Consider the following 20,110-nt stretch of genomic DNA (forward strand, 5'->3'; position numbering starts at 1 on the left):
GCGGGCGCGACCGCGGCGGCGCCCACCGTGATTTGCAGCGTGGCGGTGGTCGATCCGGTCACGTTGGTGCCGGTCACGGTGTACGTCGCGGCGGCCGTTGTGGCGGTGGGCGTGCCGCTGATGATACCGGTCTGCGCGTCAAGCGAGAGACCCGCCGGCAGCGCGGGCGCAATGCTGTAGGCCGTGACAGGGCCTCCGCTACTCGTCGGCGCGTTCGCGGCGATGGCCTGGCCGGCCGTGTACGTGACCGTGGCTTCGCGGTAGCTCATCGATGCCGGTGCGGCCGCTATGCTTCGCACTTCGATCTGTACGCGCGCGGTGGCGTTGCCGGCCGCATTCTCAGCCGTGACCGTGTAGATGGCCGAAGCGCTTACCGTGGTAGGCGTGCCCGTGATGACCCCGCTGGCGCCGTCAAGCGTAAGCCCCGCCGGGAGTGCCGGGGCAACCGTGTAGCGCTCGATGGCGCCGCCGCTGGCGGTAGGACGGTTCGGCACTATCGGACTACCAACCGGGTAGACGGCCGACGTCATGCCGTACGCCAGGCCGGCCGGCGGATCCAGCGATGACTCGTCCGCCACGCATGCCGAGAGCAGGCACGTGAACAGCAGAAGCAACCAGATGATGACTCGCCGTGGCGATGGCGCGTGGGACGACACATGTGCCCGCATGGTGGAAAACAGCGGCGCGAACCCGTGTGTATCGACGGCAGAGCAATAGAGCATGAACCCGACCCAACCCGTATCAAGAAATGAGCACCGTCCGGCAGACTGGGCGAGAACGGCGGCGCCTGGACCTGGCGCGCGTGTGCGACTTTAGCAGAGGGACCCGAACTTCCGCGTCCCCCAATCAGGGGACACGCTAAAGTCGTTGAATTTAGTGCTTGAGCGATAGTAATGCGAAGGGACTATCGGTCTGATTTGCCGATCCGCACGTCCATCCCCCTGCGATTGAGGATGGATCGACCAAGCCGGATTGTGGGGCCCTTCATCGCCATCTGATAGGCTTCATTTTTTTGAAATCTGAGTTCGGAAACTCTCAGTACGTATCAGACAAACTCTGACACCACGCGCAGCACTGAGTCCGTAACCTTTGCTTCGGGATATTGACCCGTCCCGATACCCTCTGTAGCCCGCCAGTTCGCTAGCGGGCATTTTTTCTGAAGAATTGGCAATCGTTTCAGGATTCCAGGCAGCCAGGAGTGCGAGAAACTTCGTCGCTTCGATTGCTGCTTCTCTGACCGTCTCGCCGCTCGATAGGTGCCGAGCACTTTCGCGCGGGACCTTCGATGTCGCGCACCTCTTCCATATCTGTTGTGGATGTCTGCGTCGCGATGAGGTATATCTCGCGCGAAACTACAGCCGCCGCCACGAAGATGGCGATCGCAATTGCTGCTTGAGCGAGGAATTTGGTCCAGCTTTGCACGACTTTGGAGGTTGTGAGTTACTTCTGCTAACGGCTGAGCAGCGTGAGGATACACAAAGCGACCTCATACCGCCGCTTCCTTGTTGCTGGGAGGTCACAGGTCGGCCCACTCGCTGATTCATAGCTTCGACTGATCAATTGAAGGAGGGCAACTGCTCGTCGTCAGCTTGTTATGAACTCGACTTCATAGATCGCGCCGGCAGTGCCCGACGCGCTGAATAAGAGCCGCGAGAATGCCGAGGCGCTTAGCTACTGGAACCATGCATTCTCTTGGTACCCCCAGGCACCGCAAAGGGGTAGCAGTGCGGCTCCATTCTTCCCGTTCGTGGTAGGCGGTCATTTACGACCGGCTGAGCGCCCTCCCACCGGGGGATGCCGGTCGCTCGGGCCAGGCACTAATATCGCGCGGGATCGAAATAGAGGAGGAGGGGTCCGATGAAATCGATGGTCGGGCTGGTACTTCTATTGGCCATTGCGATTGTTGTCGTGTCGATGCTGAAGGCAGGCCGTGCGGGCGGACGCTCCTCAAGGACTTTTCGTTTCGCACGCCGAGACCCATTCTTACGCCAGGATGAGATCGTGCTCTACGAACGGCTGACGACTGCTCTGACCGACACACACATCTTTCCCCAGGTGGCGATGTCTGCGTTTGTACAGCATAAGGGAAAGTCGCAAGCAGCCAGAAATATGTTTGCGCAGAAGTATGTCTACTATCTTGTGTGTGAACGCAAGACGATGCGACCGCTTTACGTTATCGAGCTTGATGGTGCCTCGCACGGTAGCGCAAAAGCACAGAAGCGGGATAAGCAGAAGAATGACGTTCTCGCGTCAGCCGGCATCCCAATCATGCGCTACACGTCTAAGAACGTTGATCTGGAGACTATTTTCCGTGACTACAGGAGTGTCGTGCCTGCGCAGCCGGCGGCAGGGACTGCCTCGTCATTACCCAAAGGCGGCTCCGCGCAAAAGGCTATGCAGGTACCCGTCGCATGAAACTTCCCATGGAGTATCTCGCTGTCGGGATGTTGGTTATGACCGCGAATGCTTCGGGTCAGAACATCTATCAATGTCGGAGTGTCTCAGGGCATGTCACGTTGCAGGACAGCCCTTGTCAGAGCAATGCAAAGACTGAGGTGGTGGGTAAATCCATCGGCCAGAAGAATGCTGAGTATCGCGCCGAAGCGCCCTCCTTCTTCGATCCAAAAGGGCAGGCGCGGCTCACGTCGAGCATTATCTGTCCATCAATTCGTCAATCGTACCAGGCCGCCGTTGCCAACTCGGAACGAGCGCTGTTAAGCCAGAATCCTGCGCAGATCCAACAAGCGTCGGAGGCAGTGCAACGAGCAGGTACGCAGGTATCGAAGTACCGGTGCGAGTAGGGCGACTGTTGAGCTTGCGAGACTTATCCACGCTGTTGAGCAGGAGCAAGCACGGCAGCCAAGAACTGACCGTGCTTGTGAGACTTTGCTGACAATTCGAGTTAACGCTGGATAGGTGCCACGACCGGCAAAAAGAACTCAGTCTGCTACAGCTGGCGCAGCAGGCACCGCGCGAGGGGAGAGGGGACCGACGCCTCCATTTTCCGAGGCTGTTTTCACTCTGGGACGCTCCCTAACCATATCGGCGATCCTGGCATGAACAATTGCCGTCGGGTGAGCTGACCCACTGATCCAATCGGACTTAATCTTGCCTGAGTCTGTCAGTCCAACGCCAGCCAGCAGCGCGTCGACGCCATACCTCATCCCGCGCATGCGCGTGCCATCGTAGGCGTCAAAATCAGACAATCGTGCAAGTGGCGGCGCGGTCGAGTAGCTATGCTGCGTCCACCATTTGACTCGATCTCCCATGTTGCAGCTTTTTTCCGTACAGGCTGGCGAAACACCGCAGTACCCGGTATCGCCGTCCGCTGTCTGGAACGCAGGCTGACTGTCGATTGGCTCCCATCCATACTTCGACGCCGCCTTAATCTGCGCACTACGCAGTGGTTGAACGAAGTCCTGGTTTAGTCGCGCAAAGTCTCCAGGATTGATGCCAAACAAGAAATTCGAGTTGCCGGGCAGGAACCCGATGCTTGTCTTCTCCCGCACCATTATCTGGAAGGGAGCATTGCCGTCTCGGGTGCGCCGGTTGCAGGCAGTGAGATTGTCGCCCGCTCCAGCTGTCGGATCGGGGTATAGAAGGATCTTGACGACTGCTGGGTCAATTCCCAGGTTGTTCAACGACTTGTCGAATGCTTCGTAGATTCGAGGCAACGCATCAATGCCTTTTTTCGCTGCCTCCGGGGCGACAACGTGCAAGCTATTCAACAAGAACCCGAGCGCAGCCTGTTTGACTGGGAAACTCAGAGTCTTACGGGCCTTGTCTGGAACGATGAGCCATTTGACCACGCCAGCAAACGCGACGTCGTTCCCGCCCACGGATACGAGCATCGCGTCAACCTTGCGCTTGCCAGAGGTGCATCCGTATAGGTCTACCTGACCGAAGTAGGTCTGACCGAGATACGTGCCACTTTCTGCCTTGGGCGATTGAAGTTCTGCATTCTGAACAACCTTGCCGTCCGGGCACAAGAGCAGCGCCAGTGCATGCTGCTGCGACAATCTCAGTCTCGCGTCGTAGAGCTGAGGATGGACCAAGTCATCCACTCGCGAATCGTAGTGGTAGCCCAATCCGCCATCCCGGTGGCGATAGTCGCCTTCGACGAGATTTTTTGCGTAGCCGCCAGGCGGGTCCGCCTGCGCGCGCAGGACGCCGTCATAAACTTCGGCCCCCGAACATGCGAAGGACGCGAACTGAACGACTTCGTGTCGATTCTGAATCGCTTGGGCCATCGCTGTTAGGGCTGGCCAGGACAGCAGCGATCTATGACAAGCCTCGTCCCACCACCGGGATCCTCGCAAGACGAAGGATTTCGCACGGGCTTCTACAAACCAATCCTGGCTCGCCGACGAAGCCTTGAGTACAGCGGGGTGATCTGGGTTGCCTTCGCCGGATGCAAACGAATCACCGAGTGATACAACAAGCCGTTCGGCGATGGCAGGAAGGTGGACAAGCATCGGCTCGCCTCCGCTCGGCGTCACCCGCAGATCAAATGCTTCATGCGCTTTGACCGTCAGTTGCGGACTTAGAGCGCAATCTGATGACTTTGGCTCGGCATCGTTGATCACCCAGGCGCATTGCGTGCCTCGAGCCACGCCGGTCAGCGTTGCCTGAACATCGTGAGTATCACGAAACAAAAAGCGCTTGTCGTACTGCCCCAGCGATGGGTTCCACGCCGTCTGTTCGACGGGCAGGATCTTCTCGAGCTTGCTGGAGATTCCAGACGATCCGATTGTGGGGCTCGCCTTAAAGCTTGAGTCCCACGCCGCTTCCAACGCCTGGAAGTCCTCGGCCTTCTTGAAAACAGGAAACCGATTCACAACCCACCAGTCCAGCTCGGCTCCGTAGGCCGAGGACATCGTTAGGTATCCCGCCGCAAGGAGCAAAATAGCTCGCCTTAGCATCATCATCTCCTCCTTTTTTATGTAGACGTGTTCTAGCGACGGGACAAGGATTTCACAACCCTCCTGCACGGGGGATAGCCTTCATTAAGGCTACTTAATCTAGTCGCCGCGCATCCGGTGAATCGCAAACGCAGACGAGCACAGTGGGGGCTGAGGTATTGCAGCACGCGACCTGCTGTCAGATTCTGGCTAAGTGTTGATTAAACAAGTCTGCGAGCGCACCGTTAATGCTGCTCTTGGTGCGGCGCTCCTTTTCTGCATCAGCTCAGGCGAGCAACGGCACCCCGCGCGTTGCTCGTTTTTTTTGTATAGGCAGCTACCTGCGGTCCCGTTTTCCCTACGGCACTATCGGCCAATCGGCCGATAGTGCCGGCCACTCCTCCATTCCGATAATGCGCCACGCATCACAAAGGCAAATGACGGGAACACAGGGGAGTAAAAATGAAGCTCAATAAAACGGCCGTTGCGCGAGGTATCGTTGCAGTTCTCATTCCAACGGCGCTGGTGGCCTGCGGAGGCGGATCCGATAGCGGTTCGTCCACGACGACAGCGACGCCGGCGGCATTGAAGGTCAGCGGAACAGCCGCAACGGGCGCGGCGATGGCCAATGCCAATATCAGCGTGGTCTGCTCAGCCGGTACAGGCACGGCAACCACCAGCACCAACGGTACCTATTCCGCCTCCGTCACTGGCGGCGCGTTGCCGTGTGTGTTGAGCGCGGCAAGCAGCGACGGCAAGACTGTGCTGCGCTCTATCGTGGCAGGCAGCGGCAAAACCGACTCCACCGCGAACATCACGCCGTTGAGCGAGTTGCTGATTGCTCAACTCTCGGGTACCGATCCCAAATCCTACGTGGCCGGATTCAATGCATCTACGACGATCAGTGCGACCGATTTGGCGGCGGCACAGAAAGCGTTGCTGCAAGTCCTGACCGCCGCCGGCGTGGACACGGCAAACGTCGGCGATATCTTGGGTGGATCGCTGACCGCTGGCAGTGGCGCGGGCTATGACGGCGTGCTGGACAAGCTCCAGACCGTGTTGGCCGCAGCCGGTGTCACCCTCACGGATCTGACCTCGGCGGTATCGTCGAACAGCAAGTCGGATAGCGCCACGGGCACCTCGGTTATCGGTACGGTACTGGCCCCCGCGGCGACCGACTGCGCTGGACTCAAGACCGGCACGCTGCGCTATGTGAACTACCTGAACGGTCAAAATGGCACCTTGCAGGTGGATGCGGCAGCTTTGAAGCTGACGATTGGCGGCACCGCCTACTCGCTGACGAAGAACGCTAGCTGCGACTATACGGCCAGCGATTCTGCCGCTACCCGTCTGCTAGTGGCCCGTTCTGGCGCGGCAGTCGTGCTGCAGGGCACGGGGCTTACCGGAGTGGCAGGCATCGCCTTCCCGGAGCAGAAGCTTGACGTTTCGGCCCTGGCCGGTAGCTACAGCCGCGTCACGTACGGCGCCACCTTTGATTCGGAAGAAGGCGATTTTGGCGACACCGACTTTGCAGCAGATGGCCAGAATGGTCTGTCAAAGAACTGCCCGCAGGGTTATGGGGCGTGCGTCCTGGACAGCGACACCAAGGGAAAACTTGTAGCCAATGCTAACGGCGGCTTTGACTACGTGGAGAACAACAACAGTCTGTTCCGCGTATTCGCCTTCCGCGACAGTTCCGGTAAGACCCTGATGCTGGCGCAAGCCGCCTCAGGCGGCAACGTGGCGGCCCTGGTGACGAAGTCGAAGCTGACGCTCCCGGCAATCTCGCGCGTTGCAACGTTCTGGCAGTTCACACTGAACAACGCTGGGGTTAGCGTCGTAACGGAAGATGCGAACACAGTGACCGCCGTGGACAGCACCAATGGCGTTGTCACCCGCAGCTTCCAGTCGGACGGGCATTTCGATACGCTGACCTACAACACGCCGTTCGACGGTACTCGCTATCGCGCGACCAATGCCTGCACGACGTCGACTGGCGGTGCCTCGACCTGCAATGGCGTGATCCATCTCCCGTTTGGGGGGCTGGTGCTGGCGGGAAGTTCGGTGCCGAGCAAGCATTTCCTGTCGATTTCTGTCGACAAGCCGTAACCGGGCGCAAGCCGTTCTGGTAGGCTGACGCGGCGATGCACGTTGGTGCTCGCCGCGTCAGCTTTCGGGGATCATGCGGCGTCTTGCCACCTGCCTTGGAGCCTGGTGCTACCGCTGCTGTTTCTTGGCTCGACTGATCATCCTGACGCTCACTCCCTTTCTCGTCGCGTGTTTTGCGAATGCCGTTCGGGCCCTTGCGCGTACCGGGGCACGCAACGCACGCCTCCTGGCAGGCATGCTGCTCTCGCTCATGGCCGTGTCGGGGAGCCCCGCTGCAATACCTATCTCGGCGCAGCGTGAGACGCCCGCGCCAGTCACGATAAGCCGTGCCGAATTCCGCCAAAGCCCGGATGCTCGATGGACGCAGGTTGCCTTGCCCGATACCTGGATGCTGCGTGCGCTGCCTGGGGCAGGGCCGGGGGAATACCGCATTGTGCTGAAGCTGCCAGCTGAGCCACCGGAGCCATGGGGGCTGGCGTTCGACCGGATCTCGCCGGTGAGGGAGGTCTATGTCAACGGGGAGCTGATCGACGCTCACCCGCCCGGCGGGCGAATGGTGCCGCTTCCTGCACTGGTCGAAGTCCCACTTCACCTACTCCATGCTGGCGATAATGAAATACGCTTGACGGTTAAGTATCGATACCGCGGTGGATTGTCCGGTGTTCGAACGGGGCCGATTGATGCCCTCGAACGATCATACGAACGCCTGCTGTGGTGGGAGAACGAGCTACCCCAGCAATTGAACATGGTGGCGGTGGTGATGTCCGCCCTCATGATCGCCATTGCTTGGCGGCAGCCTCGCGAGAAGGCGATTGGTCTGTTCGGCGCCCTCGGGCTGATCAGCGGTGTCCGCAACTACGTCAGCCTTGGAGATATGTTGCCCTGGCCGGGCGACTGGATGGACCGGTTCGTATTCGCCGCAATGATATGGATGGCTATGCTATTCATGGCCTATACGCATCGGCTGCGCTTCCACGGGCCATTACCGTGGCGCCGATTCTTCTGGGGTTTTCTTGGTGCGGTGCCGTTGGTCGTCATCTGTCTTCCCAGCGCTTGGCTGCCGCCAGTACGTATGGGGATGTATGCCACGCTTGCGGTGGTCAATCTTCGGTCGGTTCAGAACGTAGTCATGTCGGCGCGGGCGAACCGAGACCTCGCGCACCGCGCACTATGCGTGTTCCTGCTCGTCATTTTTCTGGCGGCACTGCACGACTTTGCCTACCAGATCATAGGCTGGCTGCCGATCACGCAGCCGCTGGCGCTCTCCCGCGTCTTGCCGCTTGCGCTGTGCTGCTATTCAGGCCTGCTGCTGGTACGGCTGTTTGATGCAATGGCGGAGGTGGATCTGCTGAACCGGACGCTGGAAGCCAGAGTCGCACAACGAACGCGCGAACTGGAGGCGGCCAATGCCGCCAAGACGCACTTCATCGCCAGCGCCAGCCACGATTTGAGGCAGCCCTTGGTCAGTATTGGTTTGTTGGTCAACATGCTGGGTCATGAGATCGCCAAGGTGGTGCCAGGCGCCGCGCTGAGTGTGTTGCTCGGGCGCCTAAACAAGGCCGTCTCAACGATGGAGGAGTTACTGAAACGGTTGTTAGATTTCAGCCGGCTCGAAGGTGCGGGCAACACGCCCGTCAGCCTGCGTCCGGTGCTGGTCCAGGGCATCCTTGATGCGGTGTTCGCGCATGAACTGTCTCAGGCCGATGCCAAGGGCCTGCGGTTGCGGATCCGTCCGACCTCGCTCACCTTGCTGACTGACCCTGTGATGCTCGAACAGATCCTGCGCAACCTGGTGAGCAACGCCATTCGATACACGGAGCGAGGTGGCGTGCTGGTAGGTGTGCGCCTGCACAGCACCTCGGGCGAGGCGCAGATATGCGTGTGGGACACCGGGCGTGGCATTGCCGAGGCTGACCGGGACGCGATTTTCGAGCCCTTCGTGCAGTTGAATAACCCGGGTCGGGTGCGCACAGAAGGATTGGGGCTGGGGCTAGCGATCGTGCGACGGGCTGCCGCGCAACTCGGACACACAATTGAACTGGCGTCTGAGCCGGGCAGAGGAAGTTGCTTCAAGGTTGCCATCCCGCTAGCAGAAGGGGAGATGCTGGATATGAGCCTTGATCGCCCCCAGCGCGCAGTGGCGATCGATGTGGCCACATTGCGTGGGCGCGTGATCTGGTTGGTCGAAGATAACGACGAGGTCCGTGACGCGCTGGTGCTGCAACTCTCGCAATGGGGTGTTCGATTTGAATCTTTCAGTCGGGCTGCAGATTTCCGGGATCGCTTGCTTTCCGCCCAAGACTGGCCAGACCTGATGATCAGCGATGCCAGGTTGCCCGATGGCGACGGACTGGAACTCCTCAGGGAGATGCGCGCCGATGCCCCTATCCCCGTTGCGGCACTGCTTGTGACAGGAAATACGGCCCCCGACCAGATTGCAAAGCAGGCAGCTTCGGGCGTCGCAGTCTTGCACAAGCCATTTGGGGGCGAGGCCTTGTTGCGAGCGATACATCAAGAACTGCAACGCTCTGCTCAGGGCTTCGGCAGGCAGCAAACTCACACCCGGTGGAGCCTCAAAGGTCCTTGACGCCTCGGCGCGCCACTTCGACCATGGCCTGCGTCCGGGAACGCACGCCCAGGCGCCGGTAGATTTCGGAAAGATGGGTTTTGACCGTGGACGCGGATACGTCGAGATCGCGGCAGATCAGCTTGTTCGGCTTGCCCTGAAGCACCAGGCGCAGCACCTCCCATTGCCGGCGAGACAGCCCGAGGGCCTCGTATGAGGCAGACGTATCATTCTGCCGTCCAACAAATGATGTAGGCAGCGACACGCCACCTTCAATAACGAACTGAATGGCGTCAACAAACTCGGTGCTCTCCGTTGCCTTGTGCAGGAAACCTGCCGCACCAGCGTCGAGTGCCGCGTAGATTGTCTCCGCGCGATCATCCGCCGATAGCACGATGGCCCGTGCCTGCGGTACCTCTTCGCGCAGTGCGACCAGTGCCTCGATCCCTTCGGCATCGGGTAGAGAGAGATCTATCAACAGGATATCTGCCGAGTGCTCCTGCAACGCGTGACGCGCTTCCGCCAGCGAAGCCGCACAGCGGAACTCTGCCTCTGGAAAGCGCTGGGACAGGAGCAACTTCAAGGCGTCGCGCAACAGAAGATGGTCGTCAACCAGTAAGACTCGTATCACGACAGTCGCGCCTCATTTTCATTGCCAGACGAAGGTGAGCCTTCCCGAACCGTGCCCGCGCGGATTCTCTTACCGTTATTCTGCCGTACGGTATGCAGGTTGGTCTAGGCATCATTTGCTGCCGATCGAGACTGGCCACGGTGACTATCCGAGAATTTCGTTTAGAAGCTCTTCGCAGAGTGCGTGCATATCTTCCGGTACCAAGGTCCTATCCGTCGGAATGCGCGCGGCTTCGCGTATTGTGTCTGTCACTTCGGTAAAGATCTCGTCCCGCGCCTGGAGGGCCTTCTTTAAGTCTTTTTCCGGATAGGCTGGGACGATCTGGTCTTTCCAGATCGCGGCCAGGACATCCGCCCGGGCACCGAATAGCTCAAGAGTGTCGTGAATGTATAGGACGTCCTGAGGCTTCTTCTCTTTCCCCCGCTTGTCGTGGACCAACAATTTTTGGACGATGAAGGCCACCGGATTAGGGATCTGAAGACCGTCTAGCGTTTGCGGCAAACTTGCGTCCTTGGTCAGGGAGACCTGCCAAGGGGCGATGAGCAACAGATCCATATGCCGCAACTTCTGCGCGGTGACGCCGGCGAGTTCCGTTGTTGCATCAGGCTCGCCCGTTCGTTTTGTGCCGCTGCCACGCAGCGTGGTCAAAAACTCGGCGTAAAAGCCAGCCTGTTCGTCCTTCCCCAAGGTGTATTTCGAGACCGGTGGCTTGAACTCGCTCTGCAGAGCTTCATGGAATCCAGCGCTTGTGAGGGCGTCTTTGATGTTTCCGTCAAACCGATCCTTGTCTCCGAGCGCGACATCGGCATCTCGCGTGAAGAGGGCGCTGTAAGACGGGACAACAGCCAATGGGTGTTGACGAAATAGACGGTAGGCCCATCCGCCTGCGAATACGATCTGATGGCGCCATGGTTCCAAGGCGACTGCTAGCTTTGCGAAAGGCTCCAGGTCGTTCATGCCGACACTCCAATAAGATCTCGCAGAACGCTGCTTTCGATCAGCGCCGCTTGTTCGCGGCCCCTGGACGGATGTGATGCGACATCGAGCCACACTTGGATGACGTCCGTCACCAGCGCGTTGCTTTGAATAACCGCTCCCCTGAAGACTGACTCAGGAACCAAAGACTGCCGCAAGATAATTCCTGGCTTCTCGCCTTCCCGTACTGGGCGGATTCCTTTCCATTGCGGCTCGTCGGCCGGGTTGCTCAGATCGCGGACGTATACGTGTGGTGTCACGCCGGAGACGTGGCCGAGGCCAAAGGCTTCTGCAGCGCGAAACAGTCCTATACAGACGTCGTCCCGATATCGCTCGGTGAACTTTCTGAGCTGCAAATCTTCAGCGCCAGGCACTAGATATCGGAAAGCCTGCTCTGGCGCCGTGCGAACTACACTGGCCTGCCACCTTCGAAACAGCTCCTCACGCCGGACTAACTTTAGAGGCCTGCCTGGTGCGAGAAAGCCTTCCTTCCGCAAGGTAGTTAGGAAGCGCGAAACGCTCATCGTGGATACGCCAGCCGCCTTCGCCAACTCGGTTCCACTTCTCAAAGGATCGCGAGGCGCCGATAGCATCTCCACCGGAACATCTGGCGAGAGAAGAACCTTCAACATCCATTGATTCAGGTCTGAGAACAGATTGAGGGCTGGAGCTGGCGCGAAACTACTACTCACGGGGCGCTCCTCTAGCCTGGTCAAGTTAGAAAGACCATCGCCTTCGAAGTATCGCCGTCCATCTCCCCCAAAGAGTCCAATAGCAACGTTTGGCGCGAAGGCCGCCACGAAATGGGAGACACGGTTCACTAGAGCGTCAGGCAGCTCCTTGACGTGTACCAAGGCAAACGGCCGTGCGCCCGGACGGTTTTTTACATAGGTTTGCGCCTGCAGAATCGCCTGCGAGAGGAGTGCGATGACGCGATCCGAACGTGCCTCTGGGGCTGCCTTCACCTCTACAAGATACCAATGAGTTCCTTGTCTGAGCTCTAGATCAGGGCCATTTCGGCCTTTTTGTGCCTCTACACCCACATTCCAGTCATGATCAGTGAAGAACCGTCGCAGAGCAGCTTCCGTGTCTTGATTCATATCATGGCCTTGTTAGATATCATGGCCGTGATAAGTAACATGGCCGTGATAGATATCTTGGCCATGATAGCCTGATGATCGTACGTTTTCAAGAAGGGACGCAGTGTTGACGGCAAGCCGACCTGAACACCGGTCCCCGACGCACCCTGAGTCATCGCCGCGAGAAGGGCCAGTCCCTGACAGTGGAAGAGTCTGACAAGGCCATTCGACTTGCTCGGATATTGGCCCAGGCGGGGAACACCTTCGGCGACATAGCGCGAGGGCTGAATTGGCTGCGGTCTAAACAGCAGCGACTGGGTGGCGCCGCGCCGCTGTCATTGGTTGGAACGGAGCAGGGCGCTCATCTCGTTGAGGAGCAGTTGGTGCAGATCGACGAGCGCCTCGTCGCGGCAGTCCGCCGGCGTGTTGGAGGTCGACTACGTGCGACAGCCCAGGGTCGAAAGCGTACTGGTCGGTCGGATGAGTTTTCTGGTGGAGAAACTAAGACGGCGGGTGCCGGCGCGGAGTGGTATCGTCCGCGGGATCCAGGCGCAGACTCCCCAGCCTTGCGTCACGTAAACGCCGATGGGTAAGTTCGAATGACACGCAAGAGACAGGTCTTACTGTCGATGGGATTAGGACGCGTCTGCAGTGCAGTGATTTCAATGAAGGAGAATGAATTGGCCCCAGAGCAAGCGGTTAAACCCGTTGCCACGAGCAATGCGACGGACGGACTTGGTCAGATGGAGCTTCCCATCACTGAGGGGATGCATGATGCCGATACCGAAACTGCTGAAATCAGCGATGCATGTGTCGGGAATGGCAGCGTTGACTCACAGGCCCAACGCTTGGACTTCTGGTCGACAAGCCGGGATAGCGGCCCGACGGCGACCGTGTCATATCGACGCCGGCGGCGTTACACGGCCCCGGACGCTTCAGCGGAAGATGTGGCACCAGAAGAATCGATGGAAGCTACCGACTCGGACACATTGACTGAATCCGACGCGCCGAAAGCACCCACTGAAGCCGTGGCCGAAGCTCCGGTTGAAGTCCTGGCCACGGACGAGCCGGCGGAAACTTCCGCCCGGGACGCATTTGTCGAGGCGGCCGCCCCGGTTGCGCCGCGTTACGCCCCAGCTCCGGAAGCCGCGCCTGAAGAGACGCGCGCCCCGAAGCCCGGTCGGAAGCCGAAAACCCTAGCCGAGGTTGCTGCTCCGGAAGTCACGACTCAAAACAGCCCAACCCCGAAACGTGGTCGGAAGCCGAAAGCACTCATCGAAACGGCCACCCCGGAAGCTTCGCCGGAAGAGAGGCGGACCCCGAAGAGCGGTCGGAACTCGAAAATCCTAGCTGAAGCTGCCGGTGAGGAAGTCACGACTCAAGAAGCCCGAACCCGGGAACGAGGGCCGAAGCAGATAACACTGCCTGGAGTGGATGTTGCCCCGGAAGCGCGGACCCAGAAGACGCAAACGCGTAAGTCGGGACAGAAGGAAAAAGCGCCTATTGCAACCCAAAGCCCGTCCAGATCCTCACTGCTCGCTCAACTAGCATCCGTCAATGCGCAACTTGAGCGGTTGCGTGCCACGGAAGTACCAAAGGTCGTGCAGGAGATTCAGAAGTTAATGCAGGAGTACGACCTCAGTATTGAGGACATTGCGGGCAAGCTCAGTGTTGAGCCCGCTGCCCGCGCTGTTCCAACCAAGACGAAGGCCGCGCCGCCTCCGAGGTACCGCGACCCCAAGACGGGCCAGACCTGGTCGGGGCGCGGTAGGGCTCCAGCGTGGATTGGCAAGAAGCCCGAGCGTTTCCTAGTCGATCGCTTGTACTGAATCTGTAGCAGCAAGATACGTATCTGGGGTAATCGAATGGACATGGACTTCCCCTCCTGTGGTCTTGATGGCGTTTCGACACACCATCATGCACCTCGATGCCGACTTGCGGCTTCCGCCGCAGCGTGGATCCGTGTGGATCAACCACAGTTTGTCCTTTCGTGAACGTCACCAGATGCTGATTCCGCTGTCAGATTGGGAGTCCGAGCGAGGCCGATACCTATCGTTATTGGGTCTACCAGCTACAGCGGAGCCCTTTCTCGAGCGATTGAATGAGAACCTGAAGGCCGGCCTCGCGGCGCTGGAGGAGGCTCGCGAAGCCGGCCGCGCGACAATCGGCAAGGATGGCGCTCTGCGCCTCTCGGCATTTGAGGCGCTACCGACGGACGAGATACCAAGGCGCACACGAGACCTGCTGTTCAAAGCGATCGGCATAGCTCAGTTCGCGGATCTAATGATGGAAGTGGATGTCCGAACGGGCTTTAGCGAAGTGCTGCTGGCGCGGAAGGCGCGCGATGCCAACGAACTTGTCTCGCTCTATGGTGAGCTGATGGCACACGGCACCGAGATCGATGCGAAGGGCGTTGCTGCCATGATTCAGCAAGTCGATGCTGCGGCGATTTCGAACACCATGCGTGTTCTCGAAATGTCGGGCCGGCTGTCGCGCGCCAATGCGCGCGTGGTGGAGTTTCAACGTACGCAACCAATCACAGAGCTGTGGGGAACTGGGCAGCGAGCCTCGAGCGACTCGATGAGCCTGGATACATCACCTCATCTGTTTTACGCTCGCGTCGATCCGCGCAGGCGCACCCATGCAGTGGGTATCTACACGCATGTCCTAGACCAGCATGGTATCGTGTACAACCAACCCATCGTCCTTAACGAGCGCCAGGCGGGGGTTGCCATTGAAGGGGCAGTGCGCCACAGCGACACGCGCGAAGATGGCGGCCTGCTCGCGCTTGCCGTTGATACGCACGGGTATACGAGCGTGGGAATGGCAGTGTCGAAGCTGCTCGGCTTCGATCTATGTCCGCGGCTTCGCAATTTGTCGGAACGCAAGCTCTATCTGCCACGGGATATGGACGTGGCCAAAGATCTTGCTCCCATCGTGGATCATGGTATCTCACTGAAGGCCATTCGCGACGGCTGGGACGGGCTACTGCGGCTCGTTGCATCCATCAAGTCAGGGCGTGTCAGCGCCGTCGTCGCGTTGCAGCGATTCGGCAGCGCGGCGCAAGGGGATCCGACTTATCGGGCGGCGGAACAACTTGGCAAACTGCTGCGGACCCTGTTCCTGTGCGACTATTTCAGCAACGTCGAGTTTCGCCGGGAACTGCACGCGCTGCTCAATCGCGGTGAGTCGGTACACGAACTCCAGCGTACGATTTACACGGGTAAGGTCGCGCCGGAGCGCGGCCGTCGTCGTGACGAAATCATCGCGATTTCTGGCTCGTTGACCCTGCTGACGAATCTGGTGATTGCCTGGAACACGCAGCGCATGCAGGCGACAGTCGACGGGTGGCGCCGCAAAGGGCCGCGAGTCGACGACGATTGGCTGCGCCGAATGGGACCTGCGCATTTGGCGCATGTGAACTTTCGGGGCACGTTGCGATTTCCCCTCGAGCAGTACCAGGACATGCTGCTCGAAGCGGCGCCCTGGCAGCGTGCGGCAGAATCGTGAGGGCCACCTGCAAGGAGGAGGCAGGATGGACATCAATACCGACGCGATCGACGAGGTTGTTCTCGCGCTGCTCTACCTGAATTTATGCGGGGAGAATCGGGCCTGGCGGAGCTTTGACTGGGACGCATTGAACCGTCTGCACGAGAGAGGGCTCATCGGGGATCCGGTGAACCGCGCGAAATCGGTTTGGCTTACGGAGGAGGGCTTAGGCGAGGCCGAGCGGTTGTTCACGAAATACTTCGTCCGCCCTGGCGTCTAGCAATTGGATACCGGGCACATGTGATCTCTCGCCCACAGGCCGCACAAGGGCTGCGCTTGTTGGCAAGGCTGGCGCCAGATTTTGCATCGAAAGGAGGCTAGGTAGTGAACCCGCCGTCTTTTAACACTTTGATTTGTAAGGGTAATTCTTAGCTCACCGCCAGATTTTGCACGGAAAGTACGATTACCCCCCGCAGGCATTCTAGATGGCCGCGCGGTCCCGGCTGTCCGCCGGCACGCCCGTCAACCAAGTGGCCCTCGATCTCGGCTATGACAGACAGCCCCAGCGCATCTCGACGATGTTCCGCATGGCGCTGGGCGCGCCGTCATCATCGCTTCTCCACGCAGCGCTAACGCCGCACCGGCGAACGGTGCGGCGAGGCATTTTCATGTGTGACGTTACGGCCGCCTTACTTCGCCGACATGACCTTGAAGCTGGTCATTAGGTTGCGGTAGTCGGGGATGTGGTTGGCGAACAGCGTGCCGAGCCCTTCGATGTCGTTGCGCCAGTCGCGGTGCAGCTCGCAGGCCACGCCGAACCACGTCATCATCTGGGCGCCCGCATGGGCCATGCGATGCCACGCCGCGTCGCGCGTGATCGGATCGAACGTGCCCGATGCATCGCCCACTACGAACACGTCGAAGCCTTCCGCCAGGGCCGACAGCGCCGGAAAGGCAACACAGACCTCGGTGACCACGCCGGCGATGATCAATTGCTTCTTGCCAGTGGCCTTGACCGCTTTCACGAAGTCTTCGTTGTCCCAGGCGTTGATCTGACCGGGACGCGGAATATACGGTGCTTCCGGAAACTGGGCCTTCAGCTCGGGCACCAGCGGGCCGTTGGGGCCCGTCTCGAAGCTGGTGGTCAGGATGGTCGGCAACTTGAAGTACTTGGCCAGGTCGGCCAGCGCCAGGACATTATTCTTGAACTTGTCCGGGTCGATGTCGCGCACTAGCGAAAGCAGACCGGCCTGGTGGTCCACCAGCAGTACGGCTGCGTCATTCTTGTCCAGGCGCTTGTAGGACGTTGTCATGGCTATCTCCTTGCAGGGATTGGGTCACGCGTCTCGCAGACGCGTTGTTGGAAGCATCGGCCGCTCTGGCGTCACCGCGATGACGGCACCGAAGCGTGGAGCCATCATAGGTTCGCGGAAACCGGCGCAGTAGTGCCGTAAGATGCCGTCTGTGTTCTATGGGAGGAACAGTCATGGACGACCTTAACGACCTCTACTACTTCGTCAAGGTCGTCGATCATGGCGGGTTCACCCAGGCGGGTCTGGCACTGGGGGCGCCCAAGTCGAAGCTCAGCCGGCGCATCGCGGCGCTGGAGGCCCGGTATGGCGTCAGGCTGCTGCAGCGATCGACGCGGCACTTCTCGGTCACCGAGACCGGGCGCGAATTCTACGAACGCTGTATCGGCGTGCTGGTCGAGGCCGAAGCGGCGCGCGAGGTCATGGAGCGCGAGCGTTCCGAGCCGCAGGGCATCGTACGGATGACCTGCCCGACGACGTTGCTTGAATACCGCGTGGCCGGGCTTGTGGCGCAGTTCATGCTGGCCTATCCGAAGGTGCAGGTGCATCTGGAAGCCACCAATCGCCGGGTGGACGTCATCGGCGAACGGCTGGACCTGGCGCTGCGCGTACGCTTTCCGCCGCTGGAAAACAGCGACCTGGTGATGCGCGTGCTGTCGGAGAGCCATCAACGCCTGGTGGCCTGCCCGGCGCTGATGGCGGGGCGGGCGCCACTACGGAGTCCCGAAGAACTGGCTGGCATGGCCAGCCTCGATTGGGGCCCGCCGCGCGGCCACGTCTGGCAACTGATCGGCCCTGAAGGACAATCGGCCGAAGTCCGGCACCAGCCCCGTTACGTCACCGACGACATGAGCGCGCTGCGCAAGGCGGCGCAGACCGGCGTCGGCATCGTACAGTTGCCTTGCATGGTGGTGGAGGATGACCTGCGCAATGGCACGCTGATCGATGTACTGCCCGGCTGGGCGCCGAGAGGCGGCATCATCCACGCGGTATTTCCGTCGCGCCGGGGGTTGATGCCGAACGTGCGGCTGCTGATTGACTACTTCGCCACCCACATCTACAAGGAATAGCGGCCAAGGCGGATGGCCGCCGAGCGCCTAGTCGAGCGCGATTCCGTGATTCGACGTTGACGGCGCCGACCACCAGCGCGGCCGCGGCGAGCATGGCCGAGATCATCGCCAGGGCCAGCGTGAAATGTGTGGACACGACCGGTGCGATGACCGCCGGGGCGAACAGGCCGCCGAAACGTGCCACGGTGCCCGTCGTCCCCATGCCCGTGGCGCGCAGGTTAGTCGGATAGCCGGGCTGTTGAGGCAGCGGGAGGTGGCAAGCGGACGATGCTCGCTACTCAGGAAGAAGCCATGTCCGCAGGCACTGAGCCGGCCAAGCAAGACGAGGTCGATTCCACGGCCCCGACGGACAGATTGCGAGCGAAACTCTTTCGGCCATGACCTGCGAGAAGGGATAGCCTCATTCCGCAGACGACACGAGTCATCGGGCATCAGCTGATTTTCCCTTGCGCATTTCAACTACGAAGAGCTCGATAACTATGCGCCCAGCGTAGAAGAGCGCTCGAGGTCGACGGCCTGCCCGACGTTCGAGGAGATCACCGACGAAATATCGAATACATCGTCGACAGCGTGCCGAAGCGGCCTTACCGCATTGAGAGAAAGCTCGCGTTTTCCGTGATTTCCCATGTGGATTTTGCGGTGAAGCCGCTGAACTAGTTGGTCGTGTGCTTAATGAGCGTTTAGGCTCCGAGGGCCATTACATCTGTGGGAGTGGCCACCCCCTGCTGAAGCCAACACGTGAACCTTTCAACGGGGAACAGGGGCGGCCGCTAGGGCTACCGACCCAAAAGGCAAACTCAAAGCCGGCAGCAGCTACCGAGTGGGAAGCAGTCGTCTGAACGTCGCGGCAGAAGCTGGTCCGAGCGACGCTTCATGGCCGGTCACTGCCTTCGTCGATTCCAGCCAAGTCTGGCCGATACGGTGGGAACATCAAATGTCCGGTAGATACTATCTATCGGGGTGTGACGGTTAGCACCATCCGGAACTTGACGTCGCCACGCTTCAACCTTGCGTAGGCTTCAGACGCCCGATCCAGTGGCATCGTCTCGAAGCGGGGGTAGGCTTCGACCAGCAGGCTGAAATCCAGCGCTTGCTCGCATTCGCATGGCGTCCCTGTCAACGAGCCAACGACGTGGCGCTCTCCGCCCACCAGCAGCTTCGTCGGTACGGACAACGCTTCGTTGCCAACTCCAAGCACCACGAGTCGACCCTGGGGCGCCAGCGCTGGAAACAGCGTGGACACCATGCCGGCATCGCCGATCGTGGAGATGATGGCCTGCACGCCGCCCAACCTCTGCAATTCGCTCGCGGCATCCACGCGTGCGGTATTCAGGTACGCATGGGCGCCGAGCGCGGTGGCATCGGCCGCAATATCGTCGCCCCGGCCGATGGCGATGACCCGGAATCCCATCCTCCTCGCATACTGCAGCGCCATGTGTCCAAGGCCGCCAATGCCCAGAATGGCTATCGTATCGCCCGGCTGCGCACCGGACTGCAGTAGGGCATTGAACGTGGCGATGCCAGCGCAGAGAATCGGTGCGGCCTCTTCGGAGCGGAGTGCGTCGGGAATCGACACAAGACCTGTGGCGCGGGCCAGTACCATTTCCGCATAGCCGCCATCGCACGTTGCGCCGACAAAGGACTGGTTCCGGCAAAGCTGAAACTCACCGCGCCAGCATTGCGCGCAGGCGTTGCAATGGCCCCCGAGGCGGCCAACGCCAACACGTTGGCCAATCGCCCAGATCTCCGGCGTACCTGCACCAAGTGCCGCGATGCGCCCCACGATCTCGTGGCCAGGGACGCGTGGTGGCTGCAGGGTGGAGTCGGCCTGCTCGATATCGGCGATATCGGCGCCGCACATGCCGCAGGCCTCCACCGCGATCAGCACCTCTCCTGTGCCGGGTGTCGGCGTTGTGCGCTCGACCATTTCCAGGTTGCCGGGGCGGCTGACCTGCATGGCGCGATAGGTGGGCGAGATAG

General features: G+C 60.1%; 15 protein-coding genes and 2 pseudogenes. 9 read left to right on the forward strand and 8 right to left on the reverse strand.

Annotation, left to right across the window (positions count from 1 at the left end):
- Positions 1–722: Ig domain-containing protein (locus tag ACO550_RS03825; protein WP_485994209.1), on the reverse strand; the 722-nt coding region annotated here is incomplete at its 3' end.
- Positions 723–1,857: 1,135 nt separating this feature from the next.
- On the opposite strand from ACO550_RS03825, the gene ACO550_RS03830 reads away from it, so the two are divergent.
- Both ACO550_RS03830 and ACO550_RS03835 read left to right on the forward strand, forming a co-directional pair.
- Positions 1,858–2,415, forward strand: coding sequence for a DUF2726 domain-containing protein (locus tag ACO550_RS03830; RefSeq protein WP_315594894.1), 558 nt, complete (start codon positions 1,858–1,860; stop codon positions 2,413–2,415).
- Positions 2,412–2,801, forward strand: a complete 390-nt coding sequence (locus ACO550_RS03835) for a DUF4124 domain-containing protein (RefSeq protein ID WP_315594895.1) — start codon at positions 2,412–2,414, stop codon at positions 2,799–2,801. The genes ACO550_RS03830 and ACO550_RS03835 overlap by 4 nt, the downstream gene beginning before the upstream one ends.
- Before the next feature lie 138 nt (positions 2,802–2,939).
- On the opposite strand, the gene ACO550_RS03840 is transcribed toward ACO550_RS03835, so the two are convergent.
- Positions 2,940–4,877 carry a hypothetical protein gene (locus ACO550_RS03840; RefSeq protein ID WP_315594896.1) on the reverse strand — a complete coding sequence of 646 codons (1,938 nt, stop codon included), beginning with the start codon at positions 4,875–4,877 and terminating at the stop codon, positions 2,940–2,942.
- 486 nt (positions 4,878–5,363) lie between these two features.
- Between ACO550_RS03840 and ACO550_RS03845 the strand changes: the two genes are divergently transcribed.
- Positions 5,364–7,010 carry a hypothetical protein gene (locus tag ACO550_RS03845; RefSeq protein ID WP_315594897.1) on the forward strand — a complete coding sequence of 549 codons (1,647 nt, stop codon included), beginning with the start codon at positions 5,364–5,366 and terminating at the stop codon, positions 7,008–7,010.
- Positions 7,011–7,134: 124 nt separating this feature from the next.
- Complete coding sequence (locus ACO550_RS03850) at positions 7,135–9,597, forward strand: ATP-binding protein (RefSeq protein WP_315594898.1); 2,463 nt, start codon at positions 7,135–7,137, stop codon at positions 9,595–9,597.
- Here the strand turns inward: ACO550_RS03850 and ACO550_RS03855 are convergent.
- The 3 genes from ACO550_RS03855 to ACO550_RS03865 all read right to left on the reverse strand — a co-directional run bounded on the left by ACO550_RS03855 (position 9,584) and on the right by ACO550_RS03865 (position 12,282).
- On the reverse strand, positions 9,584–10,207 hold the full coding sequence (locus ACO550_RS03855; protein WP_315594899.1) for a response regulator: 624 nt from the start codon (positions 10,205–10,207) through the stop codon (positions 9,584–9,586). The genes ACO550_RS03850 and ACO550_RS03855 overlap by 14 nt on opposite strands.
- Positions 10,208–10,351: 144 nt before the next feature.
- Complete coding sequence (locus tag ACO550_RS03860; protein WP_315594900.1) at positions 10,352–11,164, reverse strand: GSU2403 family nucleotidyltransferase fold protein; 813 nt, start codon at positions 11,162–11,164, stop codon at positions 10,352–10,354.
- Positions 11,161–12,282 (reverse strand): hypothetical protein, encoded by a 1,122-nt coding sequence (locus tag ACO550_RS03865; RefSeq protein ID WP_315594901.1) that lies wholly within the window; start codon positions 12,280–12,282, stop codon positions 11,161–11,163. Before ACO550_RS03865 ends, ACO550_RS03860 begins: the two co-directional genes overlap by 4 nt.
- 182 nt (positions 12,283–12,464) lie before the next feature.
- On the opposite strand from ACO550_RS03865, the gene ACO550_RS03870 reads away from it, so the two are divergent.
- The 4 genes and pseudogenes from ACO550_RS03870 (at position 12,465) to ACO550_RS03885 (ending at position 16,030) form a co-directional block, all read left to right on the forward strand.
- Positions 12,465–12,854, forward strand: a complete 390-nt coding sequence (locus tag ACO550_RS03870) for an MbcA/ParS/Xre antitoxin family protein (protein WP_315594902.1) — start codon at positions 12,465–12,467, stop codon at positions 12,852–12,854.
- 72 nt (positions 12,855–12,926) lie between these two features.
- On the forward strand, positions 12,927–14,090 hold the full coding sequence (locus ACO550_RS03875; protein ID WP_315594953.1) for an H-NS family nucleoid-associated regulatory protein: 1,164 nt from the start codon (positions 12,927–12,929) through the stop codon (positions 14,088–14,090).
- Positions 14,091–14,214: 124 nt separating this feature from the next.
- Positions 14,215–15,771 (forward strand): annotated as a pseudogene (locus ACO550_RS03880) (Tn3 family transposase); the annotation flags it as partial.
- 25 nt (positions 15,772–15,796) lie between these two features.
- Positions 15,797–16,030, forward strand: coding sequence for a DUF6429 family protein (locus ACO550_RS03885; RefSeq protein WP_315594904.1), 234 nt, complete (start codon positions 15,797–15,799; stop codon positions 16,028–16,030).
- Between the two features lie 409 nt (positions 16,031–16,439).
- Here ACO550_RS03885 and ycaC read toward each other — a convergent pair whose 3' ends face one another.
- On the reverse strand, positions 16,440–17,063 hold the full coding sequence (gene ycaC / locus ACO550_RS03890) for an isochorismate family cysteine hydrolase YcaC (protein ID WP_066741837.1): 624 nt from the start codon (positions 17,061–17,063) through the stop codon (positions 16,440–16,442).
- A 173-nt stretch (positions 17,064–17,236) separates the two neighbouring features.
- On the opposite strand from ycaC, the gene ACO550_RS03895 reads away from it, so the two are divergent.
- Complete coding sequence (locus ACO550_RS03895; protein WP_315594905.1) at positions 17,237–18,130, forward strand: LysR substrate-binding domain-containing protein; 894 nt, start codon at positions 17,237–17,239, stop codon at positions 18,128–18,130.
- A gap of 34 nt (positions 18,131–18,164) precedes the next feature.
- Here the strand turns inward: ACO550_RS03895 and ACO550_RS03900 are convergent.
- Positions 18,165–18,359: pseudogene (locus ACO550_RS03900) on the reverse strand (MFS transporter); the annotation flags it as partial.
- Positions 18,360–19,082: 723 nt separating this feature from the next.
- Positions 19,083–20,108 (reverse strand): zinc-binding dehydrogenase, encoded by a 1,026-nt coding sequence (locus ACO550_RS03905; protein ID WP_315594954.1) that lies wholly within the window; start codon positions 20,106–20,108, stop codon positions 19,083–19,085.
- Positions 20,109–20,110 lie beyond the last annotated feature (2 nt).

This window comes from Cupriavidus sp., assembly GCF_057315035.1.

Bases quoted from the DNA above. Each gene is read 5' to 3' on its own strand.
- ACO550_RS03830 (WP_315594894.1), top strand. From the start codon at position 1,858: ATGAAATCGATGGTCGGGCTGGTACTTCTATTGGCCATTGCGATTGTT.
- ACO550_RS03835 (WP_315594895.1), top strand. From the start codon at position 2,412: ATGAAACTTCCCATGGAGTATCTCGCTGTCGGGATGTTGGTTATGACC.
- ACO550_RS03840 (WP_315594896.1), bottom strand. From the start codon at position 4,877: ATGTCCTCGGCCTACGGAGCCGAGCTGGACTGGTGGGTTGTGAATCGG.
- ACO550_RS03845 (WP_315594897.1), top strand. From the start codon at position 5,364: ATGAAGCTCAATAAAACGGCCGTTGCGCGAGGTATCGTTGCAGTTCTC.
- ACO550_RS03860 (WP_315594900.1), bottom strand. From the start codon at position 11,164: ATGAACGACCTGGAGCCTTTCGCAAAGCTAGCAGTCGCCTTGGAACCA.
- ACO550_RS03865 (WP_315594901.1), bottom strand. From the start codon at position 12,282: ATGAATCAAGACACGGAAGCTGCTCTGCGACGGTTCTTCACTGATCAT.
- ACO550_RS03875 (WP_315594953.1), top strand. From the start codon at position 12,927: ATGAAGGAGAATGAATTGGCCCCAGAGCAAGCGGTTAAACCCGTTGCC.
- ACO550_RS03885 (WP_315594904.1), top strand. From the start codon at position 15,797: ATGGACATCAATACCGACGCGATCGACGAGGTTGTTCTCGCGCTGCTC.
- ycaC (WP_066741837.1), bottom strand. From the start codon at position 17,063: ATGACAACGTCCTACAAGCGCCTGGACAAGAATGACGCAGCCGTACTG.
- ACO550_RS03895 (WP_315594905.1), top strand. From the start codon at position 17,237: ATGGACGACCTTAACGACCTCTACTACTTCGTCAAGGTCGTCGATCAT.